This window comes from Chromobacterium sp. FG22 (assembly GCF_057809415.1).
The window spans coordinates 132,872-146,394 of sequence record NZ_JBMDJX010000011.1 but is presented as its reverse complement, the minus strand read 5'-3'; the positions used below and the strand labels follow the sequence as shown (position 1 = coordinate 146,394).

13 protein-coding genes are annotated in these 13,523 nt (G+C 63.8%); all 13 read right to left on the bottom strand.

Going from position 1 to position 13,523, the window contains the following annotated elements; translation table 11 throughout:
* Positions 1-16 precede the first annotated feature (16 nt).
* Positions 17-1,906, bottom strand: a complete 1,890-nt coding sequence (locus ACODSD_RS13155) for a polysaccharide biosynthesis protein (protein WP_488877534.1) — start codon at positions 1,904-1,906, stop codon at positions 17-19.
* Between the two features lie 2 nt (positions 1,907-1,908).
* Positions 1,909-2,376, bottom strand: a complete 468-nt coding sequence (locus ACODSD_RS13150; RefSeq protein ID WP_488877533.1) for a GNAT family N-acetyltransferase — start codon at positions 2,374-2,376, stop codon at positions 1,909-1,911.
* A complete protein-coding gene (locus ACODSD_RS13145; protein ID WP_488877532.1) occupies positions 2,373-3,038 on the bottom strand; it encodes a sugar transferase in 666 nt (221 codons plus the stop codon). Before ACODSD_RS13145 ends, ACODSD_RS13150 begins: the two co-directional genes overlap by 4 nt.
* Positions 3,035-4,198 (bottom strand): DegT/DnrJ/EryC1/StrS family aminotransferase, encoded by a 1,164-nt coding sequence (locus ACODSD_RS13140; RefSeq protein ID WP_107797999.1) that lies wholly within the window; start codon positions 4,196-4,198, stop codon positions 3,035-3,037. The genes ACODSD_RS13145 and ACODSD_RS13140 overlap by 4 nt, the downstream gene beginning before the upstream one ends.
* Positions 4,199-4,396: 198 nt before the next feature.
* The gene (locus ACODSD_RS13135) at positions 4,397-5,632 is read right to left on the bottom strand and encodes a glycosyltransferase family 4 protein (RefSeq protein ID WP_107797998.1); all 1,236 of its coding nucleotides are present in this window, start codon (positions 5,630-5,632) and stop codon (positions 4,397-4,399) included.
* A gap of 3 nt (positions 5,633-5,635) precedes the next feature.
* On the bottom strand, positions 5,636-6,730 hold the full coding sequence (locus ACODSD_RS13130; RefSeq protein ID WP_107797997.1) for a glycosyltransferase family 4 protein: 1,095 nt from the start codon (positions 6,728-6,730) through the stop codon (positions 5,636-5,638).
* Between the two features lie 148 nt (positions 6,731-6,878).
* On the bottom strand, positions 6,879-7,961 hold the full coding sequence (locus tag ACODSD_RS13125; protein ID WP_486636463.1) for a glycosyltransferase family 4 protein: 1,083 nt from the start codon (positions 7,959-7,961) through the stop codon (positions 6,879-6,881).
* Complete coding sequence (locus tag ACODSD_RS13120) at positions 7,954-8,535, bottom strand: acyltransferase (RefSeq protein ID WP_107797995.1); 582 nt, start codon at positions 8,533-8,535, stop codon at positions 7,954-7,956. The genes ACODSD_RS13125 and ACODSD_RS13120 overlap by 8 nt, the downstream gene beginning before the upstream one ends.
* The gene (locus ACODSD_RS13115) at positions 8,532-9,800 is read right to left on the bottom strand and encodes a lipopolysaccharide biosynthesis protein (RefSeq protein WP_253315137.1); all 1,269 of its coding nucleotides are present in this window, start codon (positions 9,798-9,800) and stop codon (positions 8,532-8,534) included. The genes ACODSD_RS13120 and ACODSD_RS13115 overlap by 4 nt, the downstream gene beginning before the upstream one ends.
* 4 nt (positions 9,801-9,804) lie before the next feature.
* The gene (locus tag ACODSD_RS13110; protein WP_235084725.1) at positions 9,805-10,902 is read right to left on the bottom strand and encodes a DegT/DnrJ/EryC1/StrS family aminotransferase; all 1,098 of its coding nucleotides are present in this window, start codon (positions 10,900-10,902) and stop codon (positions 9,805-9,807) included.
* Positions 10,903-11,004: 102 nt separating this feature from the next.
* Positions 11,005-11,586 carry an acyltransferase gene (locus tag ACODSD_RS13105; RefSeq protein WP_488877531.1) on the bottom strand — a complete coding sequence of 194 codons (582 nt, stop codon included), beginning with the start codon at positions 11,584-11,586 and terminating at the stop codon, positions 11,005-11,007.
* A gap of 28 nt (positions 11,587-11,614) precedes the next feature.
* On the bottom strand, positions 11,615-12,196 hold the full coding sequence (locus ACODSD_RS13100; RefSeq protein WP_488877530.1) for a hypothetical protein: 582 nt from the start codon (positions 12,194-12,196) through the stop codon (positions 11,615-11,617).
* Between the two features lie 179 nt (positions 12,197-12,375).
* On the bottom strand, positions 12,376-13,440 hold the full coding sequence (locus ACODSD_RS13095) for a Gfo/Idh/MocA family protein (protein ID WP_305883561.1): 1,065 nt from the start codon (positions 13,438-13,440) through the stop codon (positions 12,376-12,378).
* Positions 13,441-13,523: the final 83 nt, after the last annotated feature.

The following is a 13,523-nucleotide window of genomic DNA, read 5'->3' as shown; positions in this document are numbered from 1 at the left end:
GCCGCCCCCGGCTTCCTCAAGAGGCCGCGCTCGCCCGCGTCACCCAGTCCTGAGTGGCGTCGGCGGCGCGGAACTCGCGCACGGCCTGTTGCAGCAAAGCAAACGCCGTCGGCGCGTCCAGCCGCCCGCAGGCCTCGTCCATGCTCGCCAACAGATCCCGCATCTCCGCGTCCGACAAGCAGTATTCCTGAGCGCGCATGATGCGTTCGTGATCGGTGGCCAGCACGTTGTCGCCGATCAGCAACTCCTCGTACAGCTTTTCCCCCGGCCGCAGGCCGGTGATGCGGATTTCGATGTCGCCGCCGGGACGGGCCGCGTCCTTCAGCTCCAGACCGGACAGATGCACCATGCGCCGCGCCAGATCGATGATGCGCACCGGCTGCCCCATGTCCAGCACGAACACGTCGCCGCCGTCGCCCATCGCGCCGGCCTGGATCACCAGTTGCGCCGCCTCCGGAATGGTCATGAAGTAGCGGGTGATGTCGGCGTGGGTCAGCGTGATCGGCCCCCCGGCCTTGATCTGGGCGCGGAACAGCGGCACCACCGAGCCGGAGCTGCCCAGCACATTGCCGAAGCGCACCATCACGAAGCGGGTGGCGCTGCCGCGCGCGTGCCGGGTCTGCAGCGTCAGTTCCGCCATGCGCTTGGTGGCGCCCATCACATTGGTGGGGCGCACCGCCTTGTCGGTGGAGATCAGCACGAAGGTGTCCACGCCGCAATCCTCGGCCGCGCGCGCGGTGGTGTCGGTGCCGAACACATTGTTGACGATGCCGGCCACCGGATTGTGCTCCACCATGGGCACATGCTTGTAGGCGGCGGCGTGATAGACGGTGTCCACCTTAAAGGCCCGCATCACCTGGACCAGCCGCTGGTAGTCGGTGACCGAGCCCAGCACCGGGGTGCGCGCCGGCGCCGCGGCGGCGCGGCCCAGTTCCTGGTCTATCGCGTACAGCGCGTATTCGGACTGCTCGAACAGGATGATACGCGCCGGCTGGTTCTTGGCGATCTGGCGCACCAGTTCCGAGCCGATGGAACCGCCGGCGCCGGTGACCATCACCACCTTGCCGCGGATATTGCGCGCCAGCAGTTCGGGCTTGGGCGGCACCGGGTCGCGGCCCAGCAGGTCTTCGATCTCGACCTCTTTCAGCTCCTCCACCCGCGCCTCGCCGGACACCAGGTCCGCCATGCCCGGCAGCCGCTTGATCGGCACCCGCAGCAGTTCCAGGGTTTCCAGTATCTCGCGCTGGCGGCTGCGGCTGACCGAGGGCATGGCCAAGAGAATACATTTGGCCTCTAGGTCCTTGACCAGCTGCGGCAGATCCCGCGGCGGATGCACCGCCACGCCGCGGAAGGTGCGGCGATGCAGTTCGGGGCTGTCGTCGACGAAGGCCATCGGCCGATATTCGCGGCCGGCCTGCAGGGCCAGCATCAGTTGCACGCCGGCATGGCCGGCGCCGTAGATGATCACGTGCTCGCGCGGCGCGTCCACCGCGTCGATGCGGCGCACCAGGCCGCGCAGCAGAAATCGGCTGCCGCCGATATAGGCCATGGCGAACACCCAGAAGATGATCACCGAGGTGCGCGGCATCGCCCAGATATGAGCCATCTGCAGCACCGCCTGCAACACCAGCACCGACAAGGTCACGCCGGAGAACACGGTCAGGATGATCTTGTCGTCCAGATATTTGAGCACCGCGCGGTACAGGCCCAGCTTGATGAAGATGGGGATGGCCCACAGCGGCGGCACGATGAAGATCCACAAATGCGGGTTGAGCTTGGGATCCCAGTATCCGCCCAGGCGCAGGAAGACCGCGCTCCACAGCGCCAGCGGCAGCAGCAGCGCGTCCATCAGCGCCAGCATCGCCATCTTGTTGTGGCGGGAGAAGGCGAGCAGTTTTTCAAACATGGTCATTCTTTCGCGTCCGACGGCCGTTGATACAGCGCGTCCGGACAACATTCCTCATTATCTTGGCCGTCGCCCAGGCTCAGCAGCGCGAAACCGTGCGCCTCGTAGAAGCGGCGCGCGCCCGCATTGGCCTGGAACACCCACAGCCGGCAGGCCGGCGCCGGCGGCGTCAGCACCCGATCCAGCAAAGCCGCGCCCACTCCGACACCGCGATGCTCGGCGCCGACATAAAGCTGATCCAGCCATAACACGCCGTCTTGCAGCGATGCGGCGGCGAAGCCGGCGATATCGCCATGCCGCTCCGCCAGCCAGACATCGCCCGCCGGCAGCAGCGCATTGGCGAACCAGGCCTGCACCGCCGCATCACTATGCGCCAGCGGCGCGTAGCTCATCTCACGGCGGCAGGCCAGATAAATGTCCGTTAAAGCGACGGCATCGCCGGGTTCGGCCAAGCGGATGGAAATCGTCATCGGCTGACGATCTTCATCAGCGTGGCGACGATGATGCGGATATCCTCCGCCAGGCTGTGGCTTTCGGCATAGCGCACGTAATAGGCCAGTTTTTCCGGCAACACCTGCTCGATGTAGGCGCGCTCCGGGTCCTCGGCCCGCCCCAGGATTTCGTTCTCGTCTATCATCTTGATCGACGCCCAGTCGGTGATGCCGGGGCGCACCGACAATACGATGTCGCGGACTTCATCCGGATAGTGGGCGACGTATTTGGGCACCTCCGGCCGCGGGCCGACCAAGCTCATATCGCCGAACAACACATCGATCAACTGCGGCAGTTCGTCCAGCTTGGTCTTGCGCAGCAGGCGCCCGGCGCCGGTGACGCGCGCGTCCGCGCCCACGGTCAACTGGCCGTGGCGCTCGGTGTCCACTTGCATGGTGCGGAATTTGTGGATGCGGAACAGCGTGCCATTCCGCCCTACCCGCACCTGGCGGAAAAACACCGGCCCCGGCGAATCCAGCTTCACCCACAGCGCCACCGCGAGCAGCGGCAGCGCCAGTGCGACCAGGCCCAGGCCCGCGGCGACGATGTCGAAGCCGCGCTTCAGCAGCCGCGAACCGTGGCGACGCGGACGGCAGCACGGCGGCAGCAAGCCGCCGCTGTCTGAACCCCGCTCGCTCATGCGCTCAGGATCTCGCGCACCGCGGCGATGACCCGGCTCTGGTCATCGTCCGTCATCCGGGTGTATAGCGGCAGGGTCACTTCGGCCTCGAAGGCGGCGTCGGTCACCGGGAACTGTTCGCGCGTCAGCTGATAGCCATCGCGCCACACCGGCTGGCGATGCAAGGGAATGAAGTGCACCGAACAACCGATGCCCTTTTCCGCCATCCGGGCGATGAAGTCGTCGCGGCTGACGCCGGCCTCGGGCTTGATGCGCACCGGGTACAGATGCCAGGCGTGGTTGCTGCCCGCGTCCTTCGGCCGCGCCGGCAGGATCAGCGGCAGGTCGGCCAGCTCGCGGTCGAAACGCTGGGCCATCGCCTCGCGCAATTCTTGGAAGCGGCGGATTTTCTTCAACTGATGAATACCCATCGCCGCGGCAGTGTCCGGCATATTGTATTTGAAGCCCGGGGCCACCACTTCGTAGAACCAGGCAGGGGTCTTGGACACGTAGCGGTCGAAGGCGTCGCGGCTGATGCCGTGCAGACGCATCACCTTGCAACGCGCGATGATGTCCTTGTTCTTGGACACCACCATGCCGCCCTCGCCGGTGGTCATGGTCTTGTTGGCGTAGAAGCTGAACACAGTGACGTCGGAGTCCAGGGTCCCCACCAGCTTGCCCTTGTAATAAGTGGGCAACGCATGGGCGGCGTCTTCAACGACCTTCAGCCCGTGCTCGCGGGCAATGGCGATGATCTCGTCCATCTCGCAGGCGAGGCCGGCGAAATGCACCGGCATGATCGCCTTGGTCTTGGCGGTGATCGCCGCGCGGATCGCGTCCGGGCTGATGTTGAAGGTGGCCGCGTCCATATCCACGCATACCGGGTGCGCGCCCAGGTAGCGCACCACTTCGGCGGTGGCGGTGAAGGTGTAGCTGGGCACGATGACTTCGTCGCCGGGGCCGATGCCTATCGCTTCCAGCGCCAGGTGCAAGCCGGCCGTGGCGGAGTTGACCGCGATCGCCTCGACGCCGTCGCCGATGAACTGCGCGAAGTCGGCCTCGAACTGCTTGGTCTTGGGACCGGTGGTGACCCAGCCGGAGCGCAGCGCGTCGACCACTTCGTTGATTTCGTCCTCGCCGATGTCCGGCAGGGCGAAGGGCAAGAATTTTGTTTCGCTCATAGTATTCTTCGCTATCAGTTAAGCGCGCGGACTCGTCCAGACTTGTCCAAGCGACCTTGCAAACCCGGTAGGATGGACAAGTTCAAGAGCTTGCCCACGCACCATGCTCATTCCCCAAACACACCATCTCTCTCGCCCCCTGCCCAGTCCAACGGCAGACGGCCTTCACACACCCCGCGATGAAAAAACGCTGATCACTCACTCGCGAGCAAGCACCGCCTGCAAAAACCGCCGCGCCAGCACTGCGTAATCATGATGCTCCAGCACATAGGCCTGACCCGCCGCGCCCATGTGCGCGCGTTCCTCGGCCGGCGTCGCCGCCATCCGCCGCGCCGCGTCGGCAATCGCAGCCGGGTCCTCGGCGCCCACGCTGATGCCGGCGCCGGCGTCCTTCACCATATCGTTGCCGGCTTCCACCGAATGGATCACCGGCTTGGCGGCCATCAGGTAGTCGAACAGTTTATTGGGGTTGATGCCAAAGCGATAGATAGGCAGTTTGCGCCAGCCTATGAACAAAGCATCCATTTCGGCGAGGAAGCCCGGCACCGCGCGTTTGGCGATGGATGGCAGGAAGATGACGTTATCCAGCCCTAGCTCGGCCGCGCGCGCCGCCAAGGCCTCCTTGTCCGGACCGTCGCCGACCAGAACGAAAGTCACCGGCGCGTCCCGCATCAGCGCCGCCGCCTCCAGCAGGTAATCCAGCGCATTGGCCAGGCCGTGCCCGCCGGCGTAGCCGATCAGGAAGCGCCCCTGCGCTTTCAGCTCCGCCAGCCGCATCCGGTGCTCGGCCGGCAGGGCCTCGGCCTCGCCGCGCCATTCGGCGACGTCGACGCCGTTGGGGATCACCGCGTACTTTGCCGGATCCATGCCGTGCGCCACCATATAGTCCTTGGCGCAGGGCAACATGGACACCACGGTGTCGGCCTTGCGGTAGCCGAAATCCTCGGCCCATTGCAGCAGGCGGATGAAGGGATGTTTGGGCGACATGCCGCCCACCTCCACCGGCGTCAGCGGCCACAGATCATGCACCTCGTACACCAGCCGCGCGCCGGTCTTGGCGGCGATCCAGGCCGCCGGCACGGTGTCCAGCGGATAAGTGGAGGAGGCGATCACCACATCCGGCTTCCACTGCTTCAGATAGCGGCCGGACAAGCCCATCACCCGGGCCAGAAAGCTGAAGATATTGAGCACGCGGCCGATGCCGTTACCCTCGTAAGGGCGGGTCTTGCACCAGGTGTAGCGGATGCCGTCTATGTCTTCGTCCCGGTATTTGCCGTCCACTTGCGGATGGGTCTGGCGCAGATGGGAGACATCGGCGGCCAGCATATTGACTTCATGGCCGGCCTGCGCCCATTCCCGCGCCAGATAGTAGGGACGGAATTCCATGCCGTGCCGGGGACTGCCGGCATAGTGGTTGATGTAAAGAATTTTCATGGTTTACAAGGTTGCGTACAGCTTGACCAGCTTGTCGGCCTCGGCCGCCCAGCTGTATTTGTTCAATACCGCTTGCTTGCCGGACTCGCCCAGCGCCCGCATGCGCGGCTCGTCGGCCATCAGTTCGTTGACGGCGGCGGCGATGGCGGCCGGGTCCTGCGGGTCCACCAGCAGGCCGCAGCCGGCGTCGTCCACGATCTCGCGCCACACCGGAAAGTCCGACGCGATCACCGGCATGCCGGCGGCCATGTATTCGAACAGCTTGATCGGCAAGGCGTCGACGTAGTTCGGCGTAGGGAACAAGGTCACCAAGCCGATCTTGCTCTTGGCCAGCACCTCGGCCACGCCCTTGCGGTCCAGCACGCCGAGGTCGTTGACCCGCGCCCAACCCGGCCGCGCCGATACCCGGGCCTTCAGATCGCTCTCGCTCCACGGCCCGGCCAGGTTCAGCCGCGTCGCGGTGTCCGGCAAGGACTCGACAATGGGTTCGATGCCGCGGATGCGCGAGATGCCGCCGATATAGCACAGCTCGTTGCGGCGCTGCTCCCACGGCGTGTCGCGCACCAGTTCTTCCAGGATGGGGAAGTTGCACACGTCCAAGGCGCGCGCGCCCAGCTTCTCGAAGCGCTTGCGGATGTGCGGCGTCGAGGTCACCACCGCGTCGAAGCGGCGCGCCGCCCAATCTTCCAGCGTCTCGAAACCGCTGGACACCAGGGGGCGCACCGCGCCGGGTATCCAGTGCTTGGCCAGGATCTGGCGCGGCACGTCTTCGTGCACGTCGTACACCACCTTGATGCCGGCCTGTTTCAGGCGCAGCGCGGCGGGAATCAGTTCCGGGTCGTGGAAGTGGACCACGTCAGGGCGCAGCTTCAGCGCCGCCTGATACACGCGCTTGACGGTGCCGGTCATCCGCGCCAGACGGCCGCCGGTTTTGGGGCCGACATCGTGGAAACGCACGCCGCGGTTGATCTCCTCGCCCTGGCCGTCGGCCACGATCAGCGTCACCTCATGCCCGGCGGCGGCCAGGCTCGCGCACTCCTTGACGAAGATGCGGATGTCGTGACGCGGATGGGCGGAAGTGAGATGGGCAATTTTCATGGGTAAACCTTGTTTACGCCACGCAAACACACAGAAGGGACTTCGGCTTTACATCGCACCCTGCCTGCGGCAAGGCCTGCATAGGCTGGATATGGCGATGCCGTTTGGTCCCTGTCTTTCCGTGTGCTTCCGCGGCTAAATTCATTCCTTAAATCAGCTCCCGGTACAACTGGGCGAAGCCGGCCATATTCGGCTGATGCAAACCCTTGTCCGCCACCAGCCGGCGGTTGAGCGCGGCGATTTCATCCAGCCGCGCATCCTCGCCGGCCAGTTCCATCGCGCGCAGCAGTTCCTCGCCCAAGCGTCCGACGTCCTCGGCGATCACGCCGTTGAGGCCGTCTATCACCCATTCGCCATTGGCCGGCAGATTGGACAATAAGGGCAGGCAGCCGTGGCCCATCGCTTCCAGCAGGCTGACGCTGGTGGCGTCCGAACGCGGCACGCTGACGAAGACCCTGGATTCGGCGTACATCCGCCCCAGGGTCGCGCTGTCGACGAAGCCGGCGAAGTCCACGCGGCTCAGGCCCAGCTCGGCGGCCAGGCGCTTCAGGGCCTCGGTCTCGCTGCCGCTGGCGGCCACGGTCAGACGCCAGTCGCCGAAACGCTCGCACAGCTCCACGCTCTGCCAGGCGCGCAGAATGGCGTCGATGCGATAGAGCGGCTTGTGCAGCCGGCAGGACAGCACCCTCTTGCCCTTGTCCGCGCTGGCCGCCGGCTCCGGCATGGCGTCCATGCCGTAATTGAGCAGGCGGATGCGGCAGCCCTCGCCGGCCAGCTCGCGGATTTTCGCCGCCATGTGCAGCGAATCCGAGGTGATCGCGTCGGCGGCGGCCAGATTGGCGCGCACCATCGCCCGCATCAGCCGGCTGCGCTCCGGCAGCAAGAGCACGTCGGAGCCCCAGGCGGTCAGCACCATGGGCAAGTCCAGGCTGACCGCGGCGCGGCTGCCGTGCCAGGCCACGCTATTGGCCTGATGGATGTGCAGCAGCTGCGGCCGCGTTTCGCGCAGCCAGGCGCGCAGACGCGACACCGTGCCCAGCGCCGCCAGACGGAAATCCACGCGCAGGCTGCCGGCCAGCAAGGGGGCCACGTCGGCCGGAACCTCGCCGTTGCAGGCCAGGTAGAGCTGGTCCACATGCGGCGCGATGCCGCGCAGGAAACGCCAGGTGTGCACCGAGGCGGAAGCCAGCACCGCGACGCTGGCGATCTTGTCCCTCACCGGCTCAGTCATGCGCCCAGGCCTCGTACAAGGCCAGCAGCTCGGGATGTTCGTCCAGCCACTTGGCGTCCATCTCCCGGGTATCGCCCACTACCCGCGCCGGATTACCGGACAGGATGGCAAAATCGGGATACACGCCGGCCGGCACATAGCTGTAAGCCGACACCATGCTGCCCTTGCCCAGTTCCACGCCCGGCATCAGCACCGAGTGCGGGCCGACGAAGCTGTACGGGCCCAGCTTGGTGGGTTTTTTCAGATAGCCGACGTGATTGTTGCTCTCCAGATAGCGGTCGCCGTACAGGCGAATGGCCACATGGCTGGAGTGGGTCAGCAGCGAAACATAGTTGGTGATCTGACAACCTTCGCCGATGTAAAGCCCGCCGGAGGCGTCGATCAGATTGAAATGGCCGATGTAGACGTTGTCGTCCACCATCAGCTTGCCGACATGTTCGATTCGGGTCATGTTGGACACCCGGGTGCGTTTGAGGAACACCCCGTCGCCGCGGGTGAATCCATACACCATTCTGGGCTGCACCCACGCCGACAGGCGGAAACGGATGCGGCTGAATAGAGCGTGCCAATTCATCGGGCTGCCTTGTAAAGCCATGCAAAATAAGCCAGGAAATAAGCGGCCATCACCACCGACACCAGTTGGAAGGTGGGCACCGCGTCTTTCCACAGCGAAAAACCCGCCCACATCGTGCCCAGGAACAACAGGGCCTGCAGCAAGGACCACAGGAAGGCCTGACGCTGGCGGTTGATCACCGGCGGCACCATGCCCAACGGCGAGGCGACGAAGTGGAACAGGATGTAGAGCGACATCGCCTCCGCGTAGCGGCCGGCAGTGGCCCAGTTCTGGCCGAACACCAGCGAGAACAGGGGTTCCCCGGCCAGTTGTATCACCAGGAAGGGCAGCAAGGCCATGCCGCTCAAAGTCAGCATCATCTTGCGCAAAATCGGGCGCAGCGGCTGCCCTTGATTACGGGCGTCGGCCAGCTCGCGGTAGGCCACTTGCGCCACCGCCTGGCCGATCAGGGCCGCCGGCAGCTTCAGCACCCGCATCATCAGGCCGTAAAAGCCCACCGAGGCGGTGCCGGCCAGCATGGTCAGCGCCACCAGCGTCGCCGAATCCAGCAAGGCGGTGCTCAAGGCGTGCGGCGCATTGATCTTGGGAAACTCGATATAAGCGCACGCCACCTCGCGCATGCCGGCGCGGCTGAGTTCGTGACGCCAGGCGAAGCGGCCCTTGAGGTCCTGCCAGGTTTGCGCCAGCAAAGAGCCGAACTGGCCGGCGAGCTGGCCCAGGATCAGGCCGGCGGCGCCCGCCCCGGCCCAACCCAAGCCGACCTGGGTGGCCGCCATGCTCAGCGACTGCAGCATGCGGCCGTTGGCGTTGGCCTGGTAGCGGCGGTGGCGGTTGTTCCAGTTGGTCCAGGCTTGCATCAAGCCCGCCAGCGCGACGGACAGCGGCAGCAGCAGCAGCCAGGGCTCCAGCTCCGGCGCGCCCAGATGGCGGGCGATATGGGCATGGCCGTCGAAGGCCACCGCCACGCCCACCAACAAGGACAAGGCCAGCGCGCAGGCGATGGACAGGCCCATCAGATTGCTGGCCCGCCTCTCCTCGGCCGGCAACACGATGGCCATCTCGTAACGGGCGGTGGCCAGCACCGCCAGCGTGGACAGCCAGGAGACGTAGACCGCCTGCACCCCCACCTCGTGCGGATTGTACAGGCGGGTGATCAGGGGCGACACCAGCAGCGGAATCACCTGCGCCACCGCCGCCCCGGTAATCAGGGTGACGATGTGGCGGATGAAGCCGCTCTTGGGCAGGCGGGACAACAACAGGCCCATGCGCTCAGGCCAGAGCCTGCTTGACCGCGGCGACAATGGCGTCTTGCGTCGCCTCGTCCAGGAAGGGGTGCATGGGCAGGCTCATCACGCGGCGGCCGGCGGCCTCTGACAGCGGGAAACTGCCCTCGGGCAGGTTCAGATGCGCGAAGGCCGGCTGCAGATGCAGCGGAATCGGGTAATGCACCGCGGTGGGCACGCCCAGTTCTTTCAGCTTGGCCTGCACCGCCTCGCGATCGTCCACCTCGATGGTGTACTGCGCGTAGACATGGCTGTTGCCCTCGGCGATCACCGGCACCCGCGCCACCTCGCGCAGCAGCGCGCTGTAGCGCGCGCCGATGCGTTCGCGCGCCGCCACTTCGTCGGCGAAGCTCGGCAGCTTGGCCAGCAACACCGCCGCCTGTATCGTGTCCAGCCGGCCGTTGAGGCCGATGACGGGATGGTGATAGCGGCGATCCTGGCCGTGCACGCGGATCTCGCGCATTTTCTTGGCCAGCGCGTCGTCGTTGGTGAAGCAGGCCCCGCCGTCGCCGTAGCAACCCAGGGGCTTGCTCGGGAAGAAGCTGGTGCAGCCTATGGTGGACAGATTGCCGGACTTCTTGCCGCGCTGGCCGGCGCCGAAGCTCTGCGCGCCGTCCTCGATCACCGCGATGCCGTGCTTGGCGGCGATGGCGTTGATGGCGTCGAAATCGGCGCACTGGCCGTACAGGCTCACCGGCATGATGGCGCGGGTGCGCGGCGTGATCGCCGCTTCCAGCAGCGCCGGGTCCAGGTTGTAGCTGATCGGGTCGATGTCGACGAACACCGGCTTGGCGCCCAGCAGCGCGATCATCTCGCCGGTGGCGATGAAGGTGAACGGGGTGGTGATCACCTCGTCGCCGGGGCCGATGTCCAGGGCCATCATCGCGATCAGCAGCGCCTTGGTGCCGTCGCAAACGCCGATGGCGTGCTTGGCGCCGGTGTATTCCGCCAGCCCCTGCTCCACCTCCTTCACTTCCGGCCCCATGATGTACTGGCCATGGTCCAGCACCGCGTGGATGCGGGCGTCGATATCGGCTTTCAGATGCTGGTATTGCGCTTTCAGATCAATGAACTGGATGGACATAAGAGGATCAACCCCAAATCAATTTTTGAAAGATATCGCCCATATAGCGACACGCGGAACGACGGAGAAGCGCCCTGAAGCCAGGCCGCATCAGGGGGCTTGTCAGTCGTTCTTGAGCGGCGAGCAGTGATTGCCGCCCACCTCGTAATGCTTGGCGCAGGCCGGGCAGCTATGGGTGCCGATATCGTTGGCCAGTCGTTCGCCGCAGGAACACATCCAGCCAATGCGCTTGGCCGGCGTGCCCACCATCAGCGCGTAGGCCGGCACATCGCGGGTCACCACGGCGCCGGCGCCGATAAACGCGTACTCGCCTATGGTGTGGCCGCACACCACGGTGGCGTTGGCCCCGATGGACGCGCCTTTTTTCACCAGGGTGCGGCGGTATTCATGCTTGCGCGCAACGTGGCTGCGCGGATTGTTGACATTGGTGAACACCATGGACGGGCCGCAGAACACGTCGTCCTCCAGCGTCACCGCGTCGTAGATGGACACATTGTTCTGCACCTTGACGTTGTCGCCGATCAGCACGTCGTTGCCGACGAACACGTTCTGGCCGAAGGAACAGCCGGCGCCGATCTGCGCGCCGCCGCAAATATGAACCCAGTGCCAGACGCGGGTGTTCTCGCCGATCTGCGCGCCGTCGTCGACGATGGCGCTGGGGTGGATGATAGTCGAACTGGTCATAGGCTAAATACCTACCTCTATATTGCAATTAGGAGCAGCTGCTTGCCTTTTCCGTTTTTACAGGAATGAAATCCCCCTCAGGAGACATTTCATCCAAAACTAGCTTGCAGTACCTTGGAGAGGCTAATAGCGTTGGCTTCTCTGTGGAACCATCATAATAAAGAAGAGTGTAGCGTATTTGATAATCTTTGTTTACCTGAGGCACAAAGCTAAATGCGAAAGCACCGCACCGAACATTAAGATCGTTCAATCTATCTTCGATGGTCACAGGAACTCCTGCCTGAACTTTGAACTCATAATAAGAATAAGGATCCCAAGCCCCCACTCTCTTAAACTCACCCTTCTTTGGTTTAATCATACCAATATCTCTATCGGGATATCGATTATTCCAAAGAAAATCCAACTTCTTAGCATAGCCACTACCAGGCTTTGCATGATTACTACAAATTGAGTTTGGCGTAATAAAGGTTTCCTGCCCTGAAACCCTGATTCTTGCGAAGTTAGAGCTTGGCTCCTGATAAATAAGACGAGTCCGATTTGCATTTTCAATATAAGCACTCGAACAACCGGATAGCAATACAACAAAAAGGGTTAGAATGCATTTATTCATTTTATTATCCTAAAACCAAATCTAACTCAGCGACAAAAACTCCCATCGCGCAAAAAATACAACCGCCCCTATCTATTCACTTAAAAAATGAACAGCTCGTAGAGAAACCCCATCACTGGTGATGGCATTAAGTACAAATCTATTACTTACTGTATTTAATCTATGGAGAATATCAAAAATCAATAGTCCAAAGGCAGGCTGACGCGGCGGCCGTCGCGGGCGGACAGATACATCGCGATCAACAACTCCAGCGACTTCAGCCCTTCGCGGCCGTCGGTCTCCGGCTCGGCTTCGCCGCGCATGGTCTTGATCACATTGTCGTAGTACAGCGGGTGGCCGAAGCCGTAAACGCTGGTGGTGGCGTAGCTGGCCTGCTTGATGTCCTCGTCCATCGCGTGCGGCTCGGAAAACTCCCAGTGCTGGATTTCGTTGACGGCCATGCCGCCGACGCGCACCGAGCCCTTCTCGCCCAGGATGGTGATGCTGCCTTCCAGGTTCTTCGGGTAAGTCAGCATGGTCACGTTCATGCTGCCCAGCGCGCCGCTGCGCCATTTGACGCTGACGGTGCCGGTGTCCTCCACCTCGATATTGCGCGCCAGCGTCGCGGTGTAGGCCTGCACGCTTTCCACCGGGCCGATCAGCCAGTCCAGCAGATCCACGTAATGGCTGGCCTGGTTCATGAAGGCGCCGCCGTCGAACTCCCAGGTGCCGCGCCAGCCGGCCGCGTCGTAATACTCCTGCGGACGGGTCCAGAACACATTGACGTTGACCATGTAGACGCGGCCGAAGCGCTTCTCCTGCATTGCCCGCTTCAAGAGCTGCAAGGTGGCGTTGCGGCGGTTTTGCTTGACCACGAACAGATGCTTGTTGGCGCGGTCGGCGGCCTTGACCATTTCCAGGCCGTCTTCCCAGCGGGTGGCCATCGGCTTTTCCGTCATCACGTGGAAACCGGCTTCCGAGCAGGCGATGCTCTGGCTGGGATGCAGGCCGGACGGCGTGGTCAGGATCACGATGTCGGCGTCGGTCTTGGCCAGCATGTCGGCCAGATTGGCGTGGCCGCGCGCGCCGGTGCGTTCCTCCGCCGCCTTCAAGGCGGCCGGGTCGATGTCGCAGACATCCACCAGCTCGGCGCGGTCGGCGTGCTTTTCCAGCGCGCCGAAGTGGTTCTGGGCGATACGGCCGCAGCCCACCAGCGCAAAGCGGATCTTGCGGTCGGTAATCGGAGGAAGGTGCAGAGTGTGCATGAGTTTAAACCCTAAATTCAGTGAGCCACGGAAGCACATGGAACAACACGGAAGCCCCCAAATACCCAAGATACGAGAGAGCC